This is a genomic window from Myxococcus sp. MxC21-1, from assembly GCF_032612255.1.
Lineage (GTDB): Bacteria > Myxococcota > Myxococcia > Myxococcales > Myxococcaceae > Myxococcus > Myxococcus virescens.
Window position 1 is genome coordinate 993,065 of sequence record NZ_CP123278.1, and the last position, 19,896, is coordinate 1,012,960.

Consider the following 19,896-nt stretch of genomic DNA (forward strand, 5'->3'; position numbering starts at 1 on the left):
GGCATCTAGGGCTGTGCGCCCTTGGTGACAAGCTGGTTCAACCGCGTTCCCGCGGTGCGAGTTTCCGCAGCCAGCCGTCTGAGTGCTCTCGTCAGTGCTTCTCTACACTCAGAAACGTTACGGCAACGGCGGGTTGCGTCGTACAGCCGCTCGTGGACCAGGTCGTGATACTCCTGCGGATGAGGCCCTTTGTGGCCCGGAATGGGCACGATGTTCTCAGGGTCCTTCAACTCCATTCCGGCTTTCCTGAAAATCTTCTCGAACTTCGGCGTCCAGGGCCCGCCGCGCGCGGTGGAGACGCTGTTCTTGTTCGTCGCCAGGTGGTGGTCCTCGGTACGGCCGCCGCTCATACCCCGGGCCGCCATGGCGACCGCGTTGGGCGCCAGTGCGACGGTGAAGCCCTCGGCCGTCATCGCCACCGACTGCACGCCTCCAATGGCCACATACTGGTAGCCCGCTTGCGTCTCCACCGCGAGCGCAGCCTGCGCTGAGCCCGGCAGCCTCGAAGCCTTCGCTGCCAGTCCCGCCGTATGGCCGATGGCCGCCGTGGCCAGCATGACGAAGACTCGCGCCGCATTCTCCCCGAGGACTTCGCCGTACGCCTCGCCCGCTTCGCTGAGCTGTGCAAAGGTGGTGGCTCGGTCCACCGTGCGCACCAGCGCCATCCACCCGTCCAGAATGCGCCACACGGTGTCCACGCCCAGATAGGCAATGGCCGTAGCCGTCAGCAGGGCTGCTAGGCCCTTGCTCACCGGCTCGGGCAGCGACCAGAGGAGCAGGTACATGCTGACCGAGGCACTCACCGTCGCCAGCAGCACCTGCGGGTCGGCCATGTCCTCCAGCGCCTCGGCCGTCTCTTCCCACACCGAGTCCATGGCGATGGCCATGGCCAGCGAGTACTTGCCGTCGCTGGCCAGCAGCGGGCCTTCGGCCAGCAGGCGCAGGCAGTCGCCGGGCTGCGACTTGCGTTCGCACCAGCGGCCATAGGCGCGCGTCAGCTCATCATCCGCGTAGGACTCGAGGAGGCGTGGGCCGTCCGGGTCCTTCTCTTCCTGGAGAATGAGCCGGGTGCCGCGAGGCTGGTAGAGGTACACGCCGCTTCGCTCGGGGACGCCGAAGCGCAGGCGGGCCTCGCGCAGGGGATTGGAGAAGGGCCGCACGTCCCGGGCGAGTTCCACCATGGCCTCTTCGAATTCATCGTCGTCCAGCTCAACAGGCCCGGTGTCATCGTCCGTGAACGGAGTGTGGACGCTGGAAGGCCCATCCCCTGTGTCCAGACGTACGAGCCGGGTTGTCGAGCAGCCCGTGATGGCAAGCGCCAGCGACAGCCAGATGACCGCACGCGCACTCATCCTCGTCCTCCGGTTTCGGGCGTACTCCTACGAGGCCAAGTCCAGAACTACCAGAAGAGCCTGACGAGACGAGCTGAACCGCTTCGAGGAGCGCGCCGAGCGCCCAATCTGCCGCTGTGGTCCACTGCAGTGTCCGCCTGAGGCGCACGCCTGTCCACCGCAGGACGCGGGCTCCGCGTGGGCGGGGACAGGCGGACAGGCGGGGCTCGCCAGTCGCGTCCACGCTGCCCACTTTCCGTTGCGGGCAACGGGACGGCGAGGAGGTCGATGGTGAGCAACGCGCACGGGGAGTTGTCCCTGGCCCCGCCAGCTGGCGCTGTGGGAGCAGCGGCGCCGCAGCGGGTCCTGAAGCGGTGGATGGTGGTGGGGCTTCGGCCCGTCTTCGCGCTGGCGGGTGTGGGCACACTGGCGTTGCTGGTCCACAAGGCCGGGCCCCGCGAGCTGGGCGCCGTGTTGTCCAGCGCGGCGCCCTGGCTGCCGTGGGTGGTGCTGCTGGAGCTGGGGCGGCAGTGTATGGACGGACTGGCCACGCGGCGTGCCTATGGCCCGGGAGCGGGGCGCGTGCCCTGGCGCGTCCTGGCCCGCGCGCAGCTCATCGGTACCGCAGTGTCCAGCATGGCCCCGGCGGGCCGCGCCGCGGCGGAGGCCACCAAGGCGGCCCTGCTGAGTCCCTACATGGGCGGCGGAACCGCCACCGCGGCGGCGGCGACCTCGCAGGCGGCGTCCCTGGCGGCGGGAGGCTTCATCTCGTTCCCCTGCGCCCTGGCGTCCTACCTGCTGACGGGCATGTCTTTCTTCACCATGCTCATGCTGGCGCATGGCGTGCTGCTGGTGCTGCTGTCGGTGGGCGTGCGCGCGTGCATGCGCGCGAAGCGGCCCGGTGCGTGGCTGGTGTGCCGCTTCAGCCGCTGGGCGCTCCATGCGGAGCAGTTCAAGGCCTCGGCGCGGTGTGGCTCGTTGTTGCCGTGGTCGCCCATGCTGGCATTCCTGTGCAGCCGGCTGTTCCAGGTGGCGCAGTACGGCGTGCTGACCTACGCGGTGGGCATCGACACCTCCCTGGTGCAGGCGTTCTTCGCCCAGGGCCTCTACCTGTGCGCGTTGGCGGTGGGCTCGCTGGTGCCGGGGCAGGTGGGCGTGAGTGACGGCGCCTTCGCGCTGGCGGCGGGCGTGCTGGACACCACGGCCGCGCGCGCCATGTCGGTGGCGCTGCTGGGGCACCTGGTGCAGCTGCTGTTCGTGCTGGTGGGGGCCCTCATCCCGCTGGTGTGGCGGATTCGGGCGCCGCTGCCCGTCGCACCCGCACCGGCGTGCCGCTGAAGGCGGCGTTGCCGCAGAGCGCGTCCACGGCCTGCGCGTCCGTGAGGTCGTTGTGACTGGCGCCCGCGTGGGCGGTGGCCACGGCGAGCCGGGTGCCCTGGCGGCCATGGCCGTAACCGTGGGGAAGGCTCACCACGCCGGGCATCACCTCGTCCGTCACGAGGATGGGCACCGTCACCGTGCCCACGCGTGAAATGACGGTGGCCTCCATGCCGTCGGCGAGCGCCCGCTGAGCCGCGTCCTCCGGGTGCATCATCAAGGTGCAGCGCGGCTTGCCCTTCAGCAGGCCCGGTACGTTGTGCATCCAGGAGTTGTTGTCGCGCAGGTGCCGCCGGCCGATGAGCAGCAGCTCGCCGCTGTGCTGCTCGGGGACGGTGTCCTGGGGGAAGGCTGCTTGCAGGCGTCGCACGTCCGCCACCAGCAGCTCCGGTGCCAGGTGAATGCGGCGGTCCTTCGTCTGGAGACGCCGGGGCAGGCAGGGCTGGAGCGGCCCCAGGTCGATGCCGTGGGGCGACTGGCGCAGCGTCGCCAGGCTGAGGCCGTGCTTTGCCGGGTGGAAGCGCGCGCCGTAGGGCCCCAGCCGCAGGCCCAGGTCCAGCACCCGCTCCGGACCCAGACGGGACAGGGCCTGGTATTTGAGCGTGGCGCGCACGGAGGGGCGACCCTTGCGCAGCGTCAGCAGCCGGTGCTGGAGGGCGAGCAGAATCTGCCAGTCCTGGCGGCTGCCCGGCCCGGGCTCGAAGAGGGCGGGCGAGTACTTCGCGGTGTTGCGCACCGCCAGCGCGTGGAAGGCGATGTCGTAGTGGCTGCGCTCCAGCGGTGACACCGGCGGGAGGATGAGGTGTGCGTGGCGCGTCGTCTCGTTGAGGTACGGGTCGATGCTCACCATGAAGTCCAGGCCCGCGAGCGCCTGTTCCATCCGAGCGCCATCCGGCGTAGACAGCGTGGGGTTGCCCGCGACGGTGAGCAGCGCGCGGACGCGGCCCGGGCCGGCGTGAGCATCTCCTCCGCCATCGCCGCCGTGGGCAACTCCCCCGCGAACTCCGGAAGCCCTCGCACGCGGCTCTTCCAGCGGCCGAAGCCGCCGCGGCCCACGGCCAGGGCCCGTGGACCTCCGACGACGTCGAACGCGGGCAGGGTGAACATGGCGCCGCCGCGCCGGTCCAGGTTGCCGCTCACCACGTTGAGCACGGTGATGAGCCATTGGCAGAGCGCGCCGAAGGCCTGGGTGGACACCCCCATGCGGCCGTAACACACGGCGGCTCGCGCGGAGAGGAAGTCCCGGGCGATGCGGCGCAGGGTGTGCGCGGGCACGCCCGTGTGCGGGGCGACCTTCTCCGGAGGAAAGTCCCGGGCCAGCGCGCACACGGTCTCCAGGCCATCGGTGAAGGCATCCAGCGGACCCAGGCGTGGCGCGTGCTCCACCACCGCGACGTGCAGCAGGGCGAGCAGCGCGAGCGCATCGGTGCCCGGCCGGATGAAGACGTGCGTGTCGGCGATGAGCGCCGTCTCCGTGCGGCGCGGGTCCATGACGACGATGCGGCCGCCGCGCTGCTGGATGGCTCGCAGGCGGGCGCGCACGTCTGGCGCCGTCATCAGGCTGCCATTGGACGCCAGGGGATTGGCGCCCAGCACGAGCATGTAGCCGGTGTGGTCGATGTCGGGAATCGGCACCATCAGCTGGTGGCCGAACATGAGGTAGGCGGTGAACTGGTGCGGCAGCTGGTCCACGGACGTCGCGGAGAAGCGGTTGCGCGAGCGCAGCGTGCGCACCAGCTCTGGGGCGAACAGCATGTTGCCCAGGTTGTGGACGTTCGGGTTTCCCAGGTAGGAGCCCACCGCGTCACGGCCGTGCTCCCGCTGGATGGCATGCAGGCGGCGCGCGGTTTCATCCAGCGCGTCGTCCCAGGAGACGGGCTCCCAACCGCTGGCGGTGCGGCGCATGGGGCCGCGCAGCCGGTCCGGGTCCTGGTGCAGGTCCTCCAGCGCCAGGGCCTTGGGACAGACGTGGCCCCGGCTGAAGGGGTCCTCCGCGTCACCCCGGATGGAGGTGATGCGTCCGGCGTCCAACTCGATGCGCAGGCCGCACATGGCCTCGCACAGGTTGCAGGTGCGGAAGTGGACCTGGGGACCCGGGGCGGCGCTCATTCGCGGAACTGTAGCGCGCGGCGGAGGGCCGTCCGCCCGGCGGCGCGGGTCGCGCTTCCATCCGTCTGGGTTCAGACGATGGGCTTCCTGGCGGACTGCACGATTTCAGCGGCACACGTGCGAGAGGCCCGTGAAAGGATGCCGTCCCAGGAGGGCAGCACATGCACCGCGTGTATCCGTTCGTCGTCTCCCTGGGGCTCTCGCTCGCGCCGCTCGCCGCCCATGCCACGGCGCCGGCTGCGCCCGCGCCCGAGGTGAAGGCGCCGACCATCCAGTTCAAGCAGGTGAACGCCCGCGTGGGGGACCAGGAGGAGTTGGACAACGCCGTGGACATGCGGCTGGCGCTCGACCTGCGCGCTTCGGACATGGACAAGCCGATGTCGGTGGCGATGTCGGTGACCTCGTCCAGCCGCCACACGGTGACGGTGCTGGCCGCGAAGGGGAAGGTCATCTCCAAGGTGAAGATGGCGTTCGGTGACGTGGGCGAGGTGGCCGAGGAGCAGGGCAAGGTCCAGCGCAAGGCCAGCCCCGTCAGCCGGAAGACGTACCTGGCGGAGTGGAAGAAGGACCGCGTGGTCATCACGAACGCGGCGGGCAAGCCGGTGCCCAAGGAGGAGGCGGACGAGGTGACGAAGCACCTGCCGGAGCTCGGCAAGCCCGACCGGCTGGAGGCCGCCTTTCCGAAGAATCCGCTGGCGGTGGGCGCCACCCTGGACGGCTTCTCCGATGCGCTCGCGAAGCAAATCGTGGACGAGCAGGGCGATGACACCCGCGTCACCCAGGCGCGCGCACGGTTGGTCGAAGTGCGTCAGGACCCGCGCGGCGCCGTGGGCATCTTCGACGTGGCGATGACGGTGTTACGCCAGGAAATCAATGCGCCGTTCCTGTTGACCATTCCGCTGCAAGGGCAGATGTCCGTCCTCGCGGAGGGCATCCAGTTGCTGGAGCTCACCTTGTCCGGGCCGGTGAAGGTGGAGCTGACCGACGACGCCGTCGAGCAGGGCTTCGAGGCGCGCGGCGAGGGCGCGATGCGGCTGCGGCTCACGGGCCGGAAGGCTGACGCCGCGCGTTAGGCGGATGGCCCGGCAGGTCGTCCGCTGTGCGCGAAGGCGCGGAGGCGTGACAGTCGGCTGACAGAGTTTTGGGAGGCTGCGCGGTTAGAGGGTTCTGAATGTACCTGCACGCGCTCGGCCACTTCCATCCTCCCAACCTTCTGACCAACGCCTTCTTCGAGGAGCTGGGGCTGGAGACCAGCGATGCGTGGATTGTGGACCGCGTGGGCATCCGCACGCGGCACACGGTGCTGCCGCTGGACTACCTGCGGGAGACGCGCAACCGCGACGTGCGCGCGGCGCAGGAGGCGGCGCTCTTCAGCAACGCGGAGACGGGACGCCGCGCGGCGCTGATGGCGCTGGAGCGCGCGGGGCTGAAGCCGTCCGACATCGGGCTGGTGGTGGCGGGTGGATGCAGTCCCGACGAATGCATTCCCGCCGAGTCCAACCGGGTGGCGCAGCTGCTGAACATCCAAGCGCCGGCGGTGGACCTGCAGAGCGCTTGCTCGTCCTTCTGCATGCAGCTGCACTTCCTGGCGGGCATGCGGCCGGAGCGGCTGCCGGACTACGTGCTGGTGGTCAACATGGACAACTCCACGCGTGTGGTGGACTACACGGACCGCTCCAGCGCGGTGCTGTGGGGAGACGGCGCGTCCGCGGCCATCCTGTCGCCGCGCGTGCCGGGGCGCTGGCAGCTCACGGAGACGCTGCTGGCCGGAGACCCCTCGGGCGCGGACAAGGTGCGCGTGCCGCGCATGGGGCACTTCACCCAGAACGGCGGCGAGGTGCAGAAGTTCGCCATCCGCCGCGCGGGGAGACGTTCCAGGCCCTGCGAACGCGCTTCATGGAGCGTCACCCGGACCAGGGCGCGGGGGCCGTCTCCTTCATCGGGCACCAGGCCAACCTGCGCATGCTGGAGGCCGTGCAGCGGCGGTGTGTGGTGCCGGACGCGCGGCACTTCTTCAATGTGCACACCCGGGGAACACCGGCGCCGCCGGCGCGCCGGCGTCCTGAGCGAGCATTGGGACGACCCCGCAGTGGGAGACGCGGTGGTGCTGAGCGTCGTGGGCAGCGGCCTGACGTGGGCCGGGGCCCTGCTGGAGCGCACCCCGGCGCGGTGAGCCGCCCGGCGGGCCCGTCGCGGTTGATTGCCCGACGTTGAGCCTCCAGGACCTGTCGCCGTCCACTGCCGTACAGCGGTGCCCTTCCGGGCGTTGGCGGTGCCCGGGAGCGTGTGCAGCGTATGTCCTGTCGGATTCAGTGGGGTCTGGGGTCGGGGGTCGGGCGCATGCGTACTCAAGCGTGGGGTGGGAATCTGCGGTGTCTCGTGGCGGGCATGCTGCTCGTCGCGGGCTCCGCGCAGGCGGGACAGAAGCAGGTCGGCGGCGTGCACATGCCGGTGTCGCTGAACCTCAAGGGGCGCACCGTCGAACTCGCCCACATGGAGCTGCACAAGCAACTCTTCTTCAAGGTCTACGTCTGGAGCCTCTACATGGAGGACCGGCCACGCTCCACGCACGAGGCCATCAACTCCAACTCCGTGAAGCGGCTCCACTTCCACTTCCTGCGCAACATCTCCCGGGACCAGCTCGTGGGCAGCTTCCGGGACGGGTTGGAGCACAGCCCCGCCCTGCGTCGGGGGCCGCTGGCGAACCACCTGAGCATCATGCTCGCGTCGCTGAAGGACGTGCAGAAGGGCGAGGACCTCGTCATCACCTACACCCCAGGCGTCGGGCTCGAAGTCGGAGGAGATGCTTCCGGTGGCGTCTTCATCCCCGGCAAGCACTTCGCGGACGCACTCTTCTCCGTCTGGCTCGACTCTCATCCTATTTTTCCGCGCTGACTGACATACTCGGCTGTCCGTCAGCCGCTCATTCGTTTCAGCTCAAAATATGTGCGAGGTTCTTCCTGACCCGGAGCACCACCAGCGATAGGCTGGCCCTTCATTCAAAGGTGTCAGGAGGACACGTACATATGCGGAAACCGCTGGTTCTGGCTGCACTCGTCGCGCTCTCCACCACGGGCTGCGTTTCGCAGGGGAAGTTCGACGCCAAGGCGCTCGAGGCGGAGAACTTCGCCAAGGGCCTCAACGACGAGAAGGGTGCTCGCGAGGCCGCCGAAGCCAAGGTGAAGGCGCTGGAGGAGAAGATCGCCGAGCTGGAGCAGGAGCGGGAGGCGCTGAACACCCGCCTGGGCACCGCTGAGTCCCGCCTCACCGCGGGCGCCGCGGAGCGCCGCGCGCTGGAGGAGAAGAACTCTCAGCTGGCCGCCCTCAACGACGAGCTGGCGCGCAACACGAAGAAGCTGGCCCAGGCGAAGGAGGAGCTGGAGAAGCGCAGCTCCGAGTACGAGAACCTGGCCCAGAGCCTCAAGCAGGAGATTTCCGACGGCAAGATTGAGCTGTCCGAGCTCAAGGGCAAGATGACCGTCCAGCTCAAGGACAAGATTCTCTTCGCCTCCGGCTCTGCCCGGGTCGGCAAGGAAGGCGAGGAGGCGCTGAAGAAGATCGCCGACGCGCTCAAGACGGTGCAGGGGAAGATCATCCGCGTGGAAGGCCACACGGACGACGTCCCGACCGGCGGCGGTCAGTTCCCGTCCAACTGGGAGCTGAGCCTGGCGCGCGCCATGGCGGTGGTCCGTTCACTCCAGAACGCTGGCGTGGACCCGACGTTCCTCTCCGCTGCGGGCTATGGGCAGTACCAGCCCATCGCGGCCAACGATTCGGCGGAGAATCGCAGTCTGAACCGCCGCATCGAAATCGTGCTCGCGCCGAAGTAGGCGCCGCACTAGGAGGGGCGCGGGAGTCCCGCGCCCCTCATGAAAATCCTTCTCGCCGTCCTCTGCCTCCTCGCCGCCACTGGCGCCGCCGCTCAGCAGGACGCGGGCGTCACGGATGCCGACGCCGGCGCGCCCCAGGGCGTGCTGACGAAGCCCCCGCGCTGATGCGCCGGTGGAGGCAATCTATCCACCGGAAGCCGCTGCCCAGCAGCTCGAGGGCACGGTGGTGATGTGGGTCGACATCTCGGAGACGGGCGCCGTCTCCAACGTCGAGGTGTCCCAGCCCGCCGGCCACGGCTTCGACGAGGCCGCCGTGGAGGCGGTCCGCCAGTTCCAGTTCGAGCCCGCCGAGGTGGACGGTGTCCCCGCGCCGGTGCGCATCGAATACGCCTACCAGTTCGTCTTCCGTCCACCGCCACCGCCGGAGGGGAGGACGCCGCCGCCGTGGAGCCCGAGGCTCCCGTGAACTTCAGCGGCCGGGCGCTGGAGCGGGGCACGCGGGACGCGCTCCTGGGCGCGGAGGTGGTGCTGCCCGCGCTGGAGCGCTCCACCGTCACCGACGAGGAGGGCCGCTTCTCCTTCCGCGGCATCCCGCTGGGCACGTATGAGGTGCTGGTGGTGCAGAGCGGCTACGAGCGCTTCCGCACCGAGGAGACCTTCACCGAAGGCCAGGAGACGCGCGCCACGTACTACGTGCGCAAGCGCATCTTCGGCGCGTTCGAGACGGTGGTGCGCAGCGAGCGCGAGCGCAAGGAAGTGACGCAGACCACGCTCCAACTGGCCGAGGTGCAGCGCGTCCCCGGCACCCAGGGCGACACGCTGAAGGTGGTGCAGAACCTGCCCGGCGTGGCGCGCCCCGCCTTCAATGGTGGCCAGCTCGTCATCCGCGGCACGGGCCCGCAGGAGTCCGGCGTCTTCCTCGACGGCCAGCGGATTCCGCTGCTCTACCACTTCGGCGGCCTCACCTCCGTCTACAACTCGGAGCTGCTGGAGGCGGTGGACTACCTGCCCGGCAACTTCTCCGCGTACTACGGAGACATCACCGGCGGCGTCATCAACGTGCGCAGCCGCGAGCCGCGCACGGACCGGCTCCACGCCACCGTGGGCGTCAGCCTCATCGAATCCAACGCGGTGGTGGAGGGGCCCATCTCCGACACGTTGAGCTTCGCGGTGGCGGGACGGCGTTCGTACATCGACCTGGTGCTGGGCCTGGTGCCACAGGGCGACAACGGCCCCAGCCTCCAGGTGGCGCCGCGTTACTACGACGCGCAGCTCAAGCTGGTGTGGAAGCCGAAGTCGCGCCACACCTTCACGCTGCAGGGGCTCACCTCCAGAGACAGGCTGGGGCTCGTCTTCGACCGGCCGGCGGATGACGACCCCACCGTCACCGGTGGGCTGAACGTCACCACCGGCTTCAACCAGCTGCGCCTGCGGCACCAGTACCGCGCGGACGCGCTCACCCTGGACACGCACGGCCTGGTGGGCAACACGCTGGTCCAGTTCGGCATCGGCGACCGTGGCCTGCGCATCGCCTCCACGGACCTGAACCTGCGCTCCACCGTGGAGTACGCCTTCGGGGAGGCGCTCACGCTGGCGGGCGGCATCGACGTGGTGAGCAACTTCGCCCGCGTCACCGCGCGCATCCAGGGCCTCTCCCGCGAGGGGGAGCCGCCCACGCCCACCGTCACCGATGACGTGCTCACCGCGGACGGCGACTTCCTCCAGTACTTCCCCTCCACCTGGGTGGAGGCGCGCTGGCGCCCCGTGCCGCGCCTGCTGCTGGTGCCGGGCCTGCGCGCGGAGAGCTACGTCTTCACCGACCAGACCCAGGCCCGCCGCACCTTCAACCCGCGTCTGGCGGTCCGCTACGGCCTGACGGACACGCTGACGCTCAAGGGCGGCGCGGGCGTCTATCACGGGCCACCCGTGCAGGACGAGCCGAGCGTGGCCTTCGGCAACCCGGACCTGCGCGCGAAGCGGTCGCTCCAGTACAGCGTGGGCGCGGAGTGGCAGGCGCGGCCGGAGTGGTTCGTGGGCGGCGAGGTCTTCTACAACGACCTGGACGGGCTCATCGTCCGCTCCAACGCCACGGTGGTGCGCAACGGCCAGCGGGTGCCCGAGCGGTTGAGCAACGGCAGCGTGGGACGCATCTACGGCCTGGAGGTGCTGGTGCGCCGCGCGCTGACGGACCGGCTCTTCGGCTGGGTCTCCTACACGCTCAGCCGCAGCGAGCGCCAGGACGCGCCGGGCGTGGGCTGGCGCCTCTTCGACAATGACCAGACGCACGTGCTGACAGCGATTGCGTCCTACAAGCTGCCGGCGGGTTGGGAGGTGGGCGCGCGCATGCGCTTCGCTTCGGGCAATCCCACGACGCCGGTGGTGGGCTCGGTGCGCGACGACGGGTCGGACGTCTTCATCCCGCTCTACGCGGCGGTGAACTCGCGCCGGCTGCCGTCCTTCAACCAGCTGGACATCCGCGTGGACAAGAACTTCGCCTTCGAGAAGTGGGCGCTCAACGTCTACCTGGACCTCACGAACGCCTACAACAACCCGGCGGTGGAAGGCATCGCCTACAACTACAACTACACCCAAAGCGCTTACTTCGAAGGACTGCCCATCCTTCCCATCATCGGCGCCCGGGGGAGCTTCTGAGCATGCGTTCCATCCTCCCCGCGCTCGTGGTGTGGCTGCTCGCCGGCTGCGGGCCCGACTTCGAGCTTCAGAGCGAAATCCGGCGCGTGCGCGTGCTGGCCATCCAGGTGGAGCCCGCCGAGCTGGTGGTGGACCCGGACGCCTCCACGCTGCCCGGGCCCATGACGTTCAACGCGCTGGCGGTGACGCCGGACGCGCGCCCCGTCACCGTCCGCTACGCGCTGTGCCGCTTCACTGGCAATCCCTATGACGGGCGGTGCCCGGGGACGACAGCGTACCGTTGCCGGACGGCGAGCTGTCGCTGTCGGACCCGAACGTGCAGGCGGTGTTGCTGGAGGCACTGGCCGCGGGCAATCCGGGGGCGGTGGAACGCTGGACCCCGAGGACCCGGCGCTGCGCGAGGCGCTGGCCCGGGGCATCCCGCTCTTCATCGGATACGAGGCCACGGACGGCAGCGGCACACCGGAAGGCACGGAGCGCGGCGTGCGCCGGGTGACGTTGCGGGCCACCACCACGCCCAACCAGAACCCGGTGGTGTCGGACGTCCTGTGGGACGGCGCGCCGCTCACCGGCCCGCTGCCCGTGTCGCGCGAGGTGACCTTCACACCGGTGCTGGCCGAAGGCAGCGTCGAAATCGAAGAGACGGACGAAGGCCCGCGCCCCGAGCAGGTCTTCTTCAGCTGGTTCGCGACTGGCGACGGCGAGGTGAAGGAGTTCCGCTCCCAGGAGCCCGTGGAAGGCCGGCCGGGTGACCCGACGTCGGCGTACGACACGCCCGCCACGCCCCAGCGCGTCACCTTCTGGGTGGTGGCGCGGGATGGGCGGGGCGGGGTGGGGTGGCTCAGCCGCACCGTGGACGTGGGCCCGTAGGCCCCCGCCCCGGGCGTCCGGCTCAGACGGACAGGTGCGCCGCCGCGCGCCCGAGCCCTTCGGCCACGGAGGTGAAGGCATCCGCGGTGCGCACGCGCCCCTCGCCGAAGCGGCGCATGTAGAGCTGGCGCACCGCGGGAATCTGTGACGAGCCGCCGGTGAGGAACACCGCGTCGATGTCCTTCGCCTCCGCGTGCTTCTCCAGCAGGCCCGCGGTGCACGCGTCCAGTTCGTCCAGCAGCGGCTGGCTGAAGGTGTCGAACTCCTCGCGGGTGATGGGCTCGTGGAGGGTGATGCGGGCCTCCTCGAAGTCCACCGTGGCCGTGTCTTCCTGGGACAGGCGCACCTTGGCCGCTTCAATGGCGCGGAACAGGCGGTAGCCCAGGTTGTCCATGACGAGGTCGTACAGGGCCTGGATTTCGGCCTTGCGGTCGCTCGTGTTGAGCATGGTCTCCAGCAGCTCCTGGGTCGACTTCTCCCGGATGAAGGACATCTCGTGCCAGGTGAGCAGCTTGGCCATGATGTGCTGGGGAATGGGCAGCCGCTTGTCGCTGAAACCGCGCACCTGGTAGGTGGAGCCGGCGCCGAAGCGGGGCAGCAGCTTGTGGCGCATGATTTCCGCGTCGAAGCGGTCACCACCGATGCGCACGCCCGTGGAGCCCACCACGTCCTGGCGGCGGTCCGGGTTGTCGCGGCGGCTGGGGCCCAGGCGCATCAGCGTGAGGTCGGTGGTGCCGGCGCCGAAGTCCGCCACCAGCACGAGCTCGTCGCGCGTGAGCTGCGCCTCATAGGCGAGCGCCGCGGCGATGGGCTCGATGAGGAACTGGACGTGCTGGAAGCCCGCGAGCTCCGCGGCGCGCAGCAGGCGCTGCTGGGCCAGGGCATCCGCCTCCGGGTCCGGCGTGAAGACGGCGGGCCGGCCGAGCACGACGGCTTCGGGCGCGCCACCCATGGAGCTCGCGGCGGCGTCCCGCACGCGGCGCAGCAGCACGGCCACCAGCTCCTCGATGGTGTAGGTGCGCCCCTTCACCTGGGTGGCGCGGAAGGAGTTGGAGTGGAGGAAGGACTTCACGGACTGGATGAAGCGTCCGGTGTTGTCCTCCAGGTAGCGCTGGATGGCGTCGGCGCCGGCGTAGATGTCCTGCTCGTCGTCCGGGAAGAAGAGGACGGAGCGGAAGAGACGGGCCTCCGCGGTATGGGGTTGCAGGGACAGCACCGTGCCGTCAGGCAGGGCCGCGGCGGTGTTGCTGGTTCCGAAATCGAGTCCGCACGCACGCATGGGGGGCGCCCCTTACCGTTAAACCCCATCCATGGGTAGCGCTTCGTGCACCAACCCGTGGGAGGAGGGCGGCCAGGAGGGCGGACGCCCGGATTGGATGCGGGTTGGCGCGAGGACGCCGCTCGCCATCTTTCTCCTCGAACGTGCATGACGACGGGAGGCTTCCAAATGAGATTTCGCGCGGGGTGGTTGTTGGCGGGCGCCGCGGCGCTGACGCTGGGCACGGCGTGTGAAGAACGCGACCGGGGGACCCAAGGGCAGGCAAGCGGGCAGTCCACGGTGAACGACCAGGTGGCGCAGGCCCAGCAGCGCTCGGAGAACGCTTTTGACTCGGCTCGCAAGGCCCAGGAGCAGGCGAGCAGCCAGCAGAAACAGGCCGCCGACGCCCAGCAGGAGCTTCAGAACAAGCAGCGGGAGTACCAGGAGGCCCAGGCCAAGGCGCAGTCGGCCTCGCAGCAGGCTCAGCAGACCCAGCAGCGCGCCCAGCAGCAGACGCAGCAGGCCCAGCAGGAGGCCCAGCAGGCTCAGCAGGAGGCGCAGCAGGCCCAGCGACAGCAGAGCGACGCGCTGGCGCAGCAGAACCAGCAGGCTCGTCAGCAGTCCGAGCAGCTTCGCCAGCAGACGCAGCAGCCAGTCGCCGCGGCGCCCTCTCCCCAGGCGCAGCAGCAGCAGGGCGCCCAGACCCAGCAGGGCTCGGAGCAGCAAATCGTCGGTGAGGTGCTGCGCGCCAATGATGACGAGCTGCTGCTCAGCTCACAGGGCGAGCCGCAGCTGCGCCTGCAAGTGTCACCGCAGACGCAGGTCATGGTGGACGGGCGCCAGGCCAGCGCTGGGGAAATCCAGGAGGGCAGTCAGGTCCGGGCCTCCTACCGGACCGACGAGCAGAGCGGGGAGCCCCAGGCGGTGCGCATCGAGGCGACCTCCCAGGTCCAGCCCACGGCGCCGGCTGCGCCGGAGAGTGGCCAGTCCACCCCGGGCTCCCAGCAGCCCACGCAGTAGGCGACAGGGTCCGTCCTTCCCCCACGGTGAAGGGCGGACGCTCGGGGTGTGTGAAGCGGCCGCGGCATCGTCGATCAGACCGCACTCACGCTTTGCCCAGTTGAGCAGGTGCGTGTGTCGTGCTCTAGGCATGCGCATCATGCGCACGGAGAATTGGCTTCCCCTCATCGGCCTGTTGCTCGTCATCCCCTTCCACACCGTGGAGGCCCGGCCCGTCCGCGCGGAAGCGCAGCTCTGGTACACGGTGTCGGCGCAGGGGGGCATCGGGGAACACCTCCTCTATTACCTGGAAGCCCAGCCGCGCTTCGGCAAGGACGACGCCCGCGGCATCCTCCGCTCGGCGGGAGGCGTACGGTTGGCCCCGGACATGTCGCTGTGGCTGGGGCAGGGCTGGTTTCCATCGTGGCGCTGGGAGGGCGACCCGGCCTTGCGTCAGGGCGAAAGCCGGCTCTTCCAGCAGTTCCTCTACACGCCGAAGTTCGGCCAGGTCCGGGGCACGCTCCGCGCCCGTCTGGAGCAGCGCTTCCTGCCCGGCACGACGGAGGTCTCCCACCGGGGCCGCGTCATGCTGCGCGGTGCGCACCCCGTGGCCGCGGAGGGGCGGCTGTCGTTGATTGTCTGGGATGAGGTCTTCTACCACCTCAGCTCGGTGGCGAATGGCCCCAGCGCCGGCTTCGACATGAACCGCGTGTTCGTTGGTGCGGGCTGGAAGTACGGGGACCACTCCTCCGTGGAGGTGGGCTACCTCAACGTCTTCACGCGCAGGCCCTATGCGGAGACCGAGCAGCTCATCCATACGCTCTCCGTCGCCATGCCCTTCAATTTCATGTAACGGAATGCGCGATAAATGATTAGACAGACTGTCCGGGCCCTGGGTGCCCGCAGGAGCCGCAGTGCAGTGAGGCTCGGCGGCTGACAGGGACTCAGGTCAACATGCGGCGCAAGCGCTTGGGAATCTCTTCCGTGCGCCACCGCTGGACCTCGCGGGCAATCTCCGCCGCGCGTTTCGTTCGCTCCTCCCGGACCAGGGGGAGCAGGGCCCGCGCGGACTTGCGCTCGCGCGGCGCCGACTCCGCGGCCAGCCGCTCGAACAGCTCCAGGCGCACGTCGGCGTCGTGCAGCTCGCCCAGGCCGTCCTGGAGCGGCACGAGCACCTCCAGCAGCGCGTCCAGGGTGCGGCGGAAGGCAGGCTGGAAGATCTCCAGCTCGTAGCGCAGCCGCTTCAGCTCCTTGCGCAGCTCGTGGGCGGACGCCGCGTCGGCCGCGTCCACGTACGTGTCGATTCGCTTCTGCACGCGCTTGAGGCGTTGGCGCAGCGCGTCCCGGACGCGTCGGCCGGCGAAGCGGTGCCCGTCATCGAGCCCGTCCAGCTTGCGCAAGAGCCGCGGCACCGTCCTGTCCACCCAGCGCTCCAGCTCCGCGTGCAGGCGCGTCTCGTGCGTCTCCAACTCGGACAGCCGCTTCTTGCGCAGGGTCAGGATGCCGGCGCGCACCTGGGGCTTCTTGCTCGCCTTCTGGGCCACGCTCTCCAGCCACGCGGCCTGGACGTGCACGTCCCGAACGCCCCCCAGCGCGTCCTGGATGCGCTTCACGTCGCGCTCCAGCTTCTTCATGCCGCCCAGGGAGCGGAACACCTTGAGGGCGGCGCGAAGCCGCCGGGTGGCCACGCGCATGTCATGGACGGACTCGTCATCCACGGCGTCCTGAAAGCCGGCCTCCGGTTTGCGGACGTCCGCGAGCCGGCCCGCGAGGATGCGGCGCGCGGCGTCTCCCAGGCGGCTGTCGGGCCCGAGCCCTCGGATGGGCGTGGGTTGGGCCATCTATTCCTCCGTGCGTGCGTGTTGGCGGAGCATCCGCTCGGCACCCTCCGGCCCCTCCCAGCCCAGGATGCGCGCGTCCTTGTCCTCGAAGCGCACGGCGGCGAGGAAGAAGTGCTCCAACTCCTCTCGCTCGCGCTGTGGCAACTGCTGATAGTCCGTCAGGTGTCCGGCGCGGGACGGGGTGATGGGAACGGCGAGGATGCGGTCATTGCGCTCGCGTCCGCCGTCGCCCGTGTTCTGCTCCACCTGGAGCACGCCGAGCGCACGGCAGGGCAGCACCACGCCGGGAAAGCTCGCGTCGTCCCAGTACACCATCGCATCCAGCGGGTCCCCATCCGGCCCCTGGGTGGAGGGGATGAAGCCCCAGTCGAAGGGATAGCTCAGGCCCCTGGGAAGCGGCCGTGAGAGGCTGAAGGCCTTGAGCGCCGTGTCGTACTTGAGCTTCAGCGTGGAGCCTCGGGGAGACTCGACGATGACGTGAAAGGCGCCTTGTTTCCCTCGCAGGGGCAACCGGGTGAGGTCCGTCACCATAGACAGCAAAGGTTGCGCCTGCCGCGTGTTCCGGCAACCGTGGCCGGGCGGAATCTTCGCTTCTTCAACCTTGGCCCGTGGCGCGGCCTCAGGAGCTGCAGCTCACCGCCAGGTGCCGGCCCCAGGCGGGAGGCGCCGCCGCGTAGGGCTCCGCGTCGGGGTGTTCGGCGAACGGGTCCGACAGCACGCCGAGCAGCCGGTCCACGAGCGAGAAGTCCCCGGCCTCCGCGCGGGAGATGGCCTCCTGCGCCACCCAGTTGCGAAGCACGTACTTGGGGTTCACCCGCGTCATGCGCGCGTGGCGCTCTGCGTCCACGCTGCCCTCGGCGGCCAGCCGCGCCCGGTAGCGCCCGGCCCAGGCATCGAAGCCCTCGGGAGCGGAGAACATGTCACGGACTGGACGTGTGTCCGCGCCGTCCACCGAGGCGAAGTGGCCCAGCGCGCGGAAGAAGCGCGTGTAGTCCACGTGAGCTTCGGCCATGCGGGCGAACAGGTCGCTCACCAGCTCGCGGTCCTCGTCGCGCGCCTCCCGCAGGCCCAGCTTCGCGCGCATCCGGTCCATGAAGTGCGCGTTATAGGTGGGCTGGTAGGTGGCCAGCGCCGCGCGGGCCTCATCCTCCGAGATGAGGGTGAGCAGCGCTTCACCCAGACACGCGAGGTTCCACAGGCCGATGCGCGGCTGCTGGTCGAATGCGTACCGGCCCCGGTCGTCGGAGTGATTGCAGATGAAGCCCGGCTCGAAGTCGTCCAGGAAGCCGAAGGGCCCGTAGTCCAGCGTGAGGCCCAGGATGGACATGTTGTCCGTGTTCATCACCCCGTGCGCGAAGCCCACCGCCTGCCACTGCGCAATCAGCCGCGCCGTGCGCTCCACCACCTCCGCGTAGAAGCGCGGGTAGCGGCCTTCCTGGCCCGCGAGGTGGGGGAAGTGCTCGGCGATGACGTGGTCGGCCAGCGTGGCCACGTGCCCGGTCTGCTCGGTGTAGTGGAAGAACTCGAAGGTGCCGAAGCGCACGTGCGAAGGCGCCATGCGCACCAGCATGGCGCCCGTCTCCACCGCCTCGCGGTACACCGGGGCCGGCTGCCGAGGATGCCCAGGCCCCGCGTGGTGGGGATGCCCAGGCCGTGCATGGCCTCGCCGCACAGGTATTCGCGGATGGTGGAGCGCAGCACCGCGCGTCCGTCCCCCGCGCGAGAAGGGCGTGGGCCCGCCGCCCTTGAGGTGCAAGTCCCACTTCGCCCCGGCGGCGTCGCGGACCTCGCCCAGCAGCAGGGCGCGGCCGTCGCCCAGCCGGGGCACGTACACGCCGAACTGGTGCCCCGCGTACACCATGGCGAAGGGCTCCATTCCCGGCAGGGGCTTTGCGCCCCCCATCGCCGCGACGAACTCCGGCCGCTGCGCCTCCTCGGGCGTCAGGTCCAGGAGCTTCAAGGCGGCGGGGTTGACGCTCACCAGCTTCGCGTCTGGAAAGGGACTGGGGTGGACGCGCGCGCCGAACCCAGCGGGCAGGCGGGCGTAGGTGTTGTCGAAGCGGAGCTGTTCGAGCGTGGCCATGACGGGGGAGAACACATGGAAGCGCGGCGGCCATCCAGCCACCGCGCTTCCGGGAAGCTGCGTGGGACTACTTGAGCTGGGGGACCTTCATGCCGCGCTCCACGGCGGGCCGGCTGCCCACGCGGTGGAGCCACTGCACGACGTTGCTGCTCCCCCGGAACAGCTCGGGGAAGTACGCGCGGGTGCCGGCCACCCAGGGATACAGCGCGATGTCCGCGATGGAGTAGCGGCCCGCGACGTAATCCCCGGAGCCCAGCTTCCCGTCGAGCACGCCGACGAGCCGCCGGGACTCGGCGTGATAGCGCTCGATGCCGTAGGGGACCTTCTTGGGGGCGAAGCGGGCGAAGTGGTTGAGCTGGCCGAACATGGGGCCCACGCCGCCCATCTGGAACATCAGCCACTCCATCACTTCCGCCCGGCCTCGCTGGTTGGAGGGCAGCAGCTGGCCCGTCTTCTCCGCCAGGTAGATGAGGATGGCGCCGGACTCGAAGACCTTGAGCGGACGGTGGTCCTGCGTCGCGTGGTCGACAATGGCCGGAATCTTGTTGTTGGGGTTGATGTCCAGGAACTCGGGCTTGAACTGCTCGCCCTTGGTGATGTCCACCACGTGCGTCTTGTACTGGAGGCCCAGCTCCTCCAGGGCGATGGATACCTTCTGCCCGTTGGGCGTCGCGAACGTGTAGAGGTCGATCATCCCTTGACTCCCGTGAGCTGCTCGCTCACCTGCCAGAGCCGCTCCGCGAGCGCGTCGTTCCGCGCGGCGGAGGACGGCTTCTTCGGACGGCATTTGTAGAAGTACTGCCCGGACACTGCCTCCACTTCGGGCGAGGACGCCAGATACACGGACGTTCGCGCTCCCTTCTCCGCCGAAATCATGAACGCCGCGCCCAACTTGACGAGGTGGCGGAAGAACCCCTGGGTGTTGTGACCGAAGCCCGTGCGCACCACGCCGGGGTGCAGGGCGTTGGTCGTCACCTGCGTCCCCTCCAGCCGCTTCGCCAGCGCGCGGGTGAACAGGATGTTGGCCAGCTTCGACGTGCCGTACACGCGGAAGCCGATGAAGCCGCGCTCGCTCTGCAGGTCATCGAAGTCGAGCTTGCCCGCGGCGTGGGCATCGGACGAGACGTTGATGATGCGGGCCGGGCCGGTGGCCTTCATCACGTCCAGCAGCAGGTTCGTCAGGAGGAAGGGCGCGAAGTGGTTGGTGGCCATGGTGGCCTCCAGCCCGTCCTCCGTCACCTGCCGCCGGTCGATGATGAGCCCCGCGTTGTTGAGCAGCACGTCCAGGCGCGGGTAGCGGGAGCGGAAGGTCTGCGCCAGCTCCCGCACGGACTTCAGGGAGGTGAGGTCGGCGCGGAGCCAGTCCACCTGGGCGCTGGGGGCGGCCTCCTTCACGGCGGCCACGGCCGCCTCGGTGCGGCCCGCGTCCCGGCCCACCAGCACCACCGTGGCGCCCATGCGCGCGAGCGCCTTGGCGGCCTCCAGGCCGATGCCGCCGGTGGCCCCGGTGATGAGGCACACCTTCCCATCCATGCGCGTCTGTGAA

General features: G+C 69.7%; 16 protein-coding genes and 3 pseudogenes. 11 read left to right on the top strand and 8 right to left on the bottom strand.

Translation table 11 applies throughout. The features are described 5' to 3' along the window. Positions 1–5 precede the first annotated feature (5 nt). Entirely contained in the window at positions 6–1,352 is a 1,347-nt protein-coding gene (locus QEG98_RS04815; RefSeq protein WP_316565917.1) for an AHH domain-containing protein, read from the bottom strand. 267 nt (positions 1,353–1,619) lie between these two features. Here QEG98_RS04815 and QEG98_RS04820 point away from each other — a divergent pair, with 267 nt between their 5' ends. After that, positions 1,620–2,669, top strand: a complete 1,050-nt coding sequence (locus QEG98_RS04820; RefSeq protein ID WP_316565918.1) for a lysylphosphatidylglycerol synthase domain-containing protein — start codon at positions 1,620–1,622, stop codon at positions 2,667–2,669. Here QEG98_RS04820 and QEG98_RS04825 read toward each other — a convergent pair. Then, positions 2,605–4,817: pseudogene (locus QEG98_RS04825) on the bottom strand (molybdopterin-dependent oxidoreductase). The gene QEG98_RS04820 and the pseudogene QEG98_RS04825 sit on opposite strands and share 65 nt — an antisense overlap. A 161-nt stretch (positions 4,818–4,978) precedes the next feature. Here QEG98_RS04825 and QEG98_RS04830 point away from each other — a divergent pair. The 8 genes and pseudogenes from QEG98_RS04830 to QEG98_RS04865 all read left to right on the top strand — a co-directional run bounded on the left by QEG98_RS04830 (position 4,979) and on the right by QEG98_RS04865 (position 12,169). Beyond that, positions 4,979–5,890 (top strand): hypothetical protein, encoded by a 912-nt coding sequence (locus QEG98_RS04830; RefSeq protein ID WP_316565919.1) that lies wholly within the window; start codon positions 4,979–4,981, stop codon positions 5,888–5,890. A 98-nt stretch (positions 5,891–5,988) separates the two neighbouring features. Then, positions 5,989–6,990 carry a ketoacyl-ACP synthase III gene (locus tag QEG98_RS04835; RefSeq protein WP_316565920.1) on the top strand — a complete coding sequence of 334 codons (1,002 nt, stop codon included), beginning with the start codon at positions 5,989–5,991 and terminating at the stop codon, positions 6,988–6,990. Between the two features lie 167 nt (positions 6,991–7,157). Further along, positions 7,158–7,712, top strand: a complete 555-nt coding sequence (locus QEG98_RS04840) for a chalcone isomerase family protein (protein WP_090485575.1) — start codon at positions 7,158–7,160, stop codon at positions 7,710–7,712. A 131-nt stretch (positions 7,713–7,843) separates the two neighbouring features. Beyond that, positions 7,844–8,647 (top strand): flagellar motor protein MotB, encoded by an 804-nt coding sequence (locus QEG98_RS04845; protein ID WP_011550976.1) that lies wholly within the window; start codon positions 7,844–7,846, stop codon positions 8,645–8,647. 39 nt (positions 8,648–8,686) lie between these two features. Beyond that, a complete protein-coding gene (locus QEG98_RS04850; RefSeq protein ID WP_316565921.1) occupies positions 8,687–8,812 on the top strand; it encodes a hypothetical protein in 126 nt (41 codons plus the stop codon). 7 nt (positions 8,813–8,819) lie between these two features. Further along, positions 8,820–9,113: an energy transducer TonB gene (locus QEG98_RS04855; RefSeq protein WP_316565922.1), complete on the top strand. Its 294-nt coding sequence runs from the start codon at positions 8,820–8,822 to the stop codon at positions 9,111–9,113. Then, on the top strand, positions 9,092–11,299 hold the full coding sequence (locus tag QEG98_RS04860) for a TonB-dependent receptor domain-containing protein (RefSeq protein ID WP_316565923.1): 2,208 nt from the start codon (positions 9,092–9,094) through the stop codon (positions 11,297–11,299). Before QEG98_RS04855 ends, QEG98_RS04860 begins: the two co-directional genes overlap by 22 nt. A gap of 2 nt (positions 11,300–11,301) precedes the next feature. Next, positions 11,302–12,169, top strand: a pseudogene (locus QEG98_RS04865) (hypothetical protein). A gap of 22 nt (positions 12,170–12,191) precedes the next feature. On the opposite strand, the gene QEG98_RS04870 reads toward QEG98_RS04865, so the two are convergent. After that, the gene (locus QEG98_RS04870; protein ID WP_090485565.1) at positions 12,192–13,448 is read right to left on the bottom strand and encodes an Hsp70 family protein; all 1,257 of its coding nucleotides are present in this window, start codon (positions 13,446–13,448) and stop codon (positions 12,192–12,194) included. A gap of 168 nt (positions 13,449–13,616) precedes the next feature. Here QEG98_RS04870 and QEG98_RS04875 point away from each other — a divergent pair, with 168 nt between their 5' ends. Both QEG98_RS04875 and QEG98_RS04880 read left to right on the top strand, forming a co-directional pair. Beyond that, the gene (locus QEG98_RS04875; RefSeq protein ID WP_316565925.1) at positions 13,617–14,447 is read left to right on the top strand and encodes a hypothetical protein; all 831 of its coding nucleotides are present in this window, start codon (positions 13,617–13,619) and stop codon (positions 14,445–14,447) included. 139 nt (positions 14,448–14,586) lie between these two features. Next, a complete protein-coding gene (locus QEG98_RS04880) occupies positions 14,587–15,279 on the top strand; it encodes a DUF2490 domain-containing protein (protein WP_316565926.1) in 693 nt (230 codons plus the stop codon). A 91-nt stretch (positions 15,280–15,370) separates the two neighbouring features. Here the strand turns inward: QEG98_RS04880 and QEG98_RS04885 are convergent, their stop codons facing one another. The 5 genes and pseudogenes from QEG98_RS04885 to QEG98_RS04905 all read right to left on the bottom strand — a co-directional run bounded on the left by QEG98_RS04885 (position 15,371) and on the right by QEG98_RS04905 (position 19,883). Beyond that, positions 15,371–16,267: a CHAD domain-containing protein gene (locus QEG98_RS04885; RefSeq protein ID WP_316565927.1), complete on the bottom strand. Its 897-nt coding sequence runs from the start codon at positions 16,265–16,267 to the stop codon at positions 15,371–15,373. Further along, the gene (locus tag QEG98_RS04890; RefSeq protein ID WP_316565928.1) at positions 16,268–16,798 is read right to left on the bottom strand and encodes an inorganic diphosphatase; all 531 of its coding nucleotides are present in this window, start codon (positions 16,796–16,798) and stop codon (positions 16,268–16,270) included. Positions 16,799–16,886: 88 nt separating this feature from the next. After that, a pseudogene (locus tag QEG98_RS04895) lies at positions 16,887–18,350 on the bottom strand (protein adenylyltransferase SelO). Between the two features lie 67 nt (positions 18,351–18,417). Continuing rightward, positions 18,418–19,044 (bottom strand): glutathione S-transferase N-terminal domain-containing protein, encoded by a 627-nt coding sequence (locus QEG98_RS04900; RefSeq protein ID WP_090485552.1) that lies wholly within the window; start codon positions 19,042–19,044, stop codon positions 18,418–18,420. Beyond that, positions 19,041–19,883: an SDR family oxidoreductase gene (locus QEG98_RS04905; RefSeq protein ID WP_090485549.1), complete on the bottom strand. Its 843-nt coding sequence runs from the start codon at positions 19,881–19,883 to the stop codon at positions 19,041–19,043. Before QEG98_RS04905 ends, QEG98_RS04900 begins: the two co-directional genes overlap by 4 nt. Between the last annotated feature and the right edge of the window lie 13 nt (positions 19,884–19,896).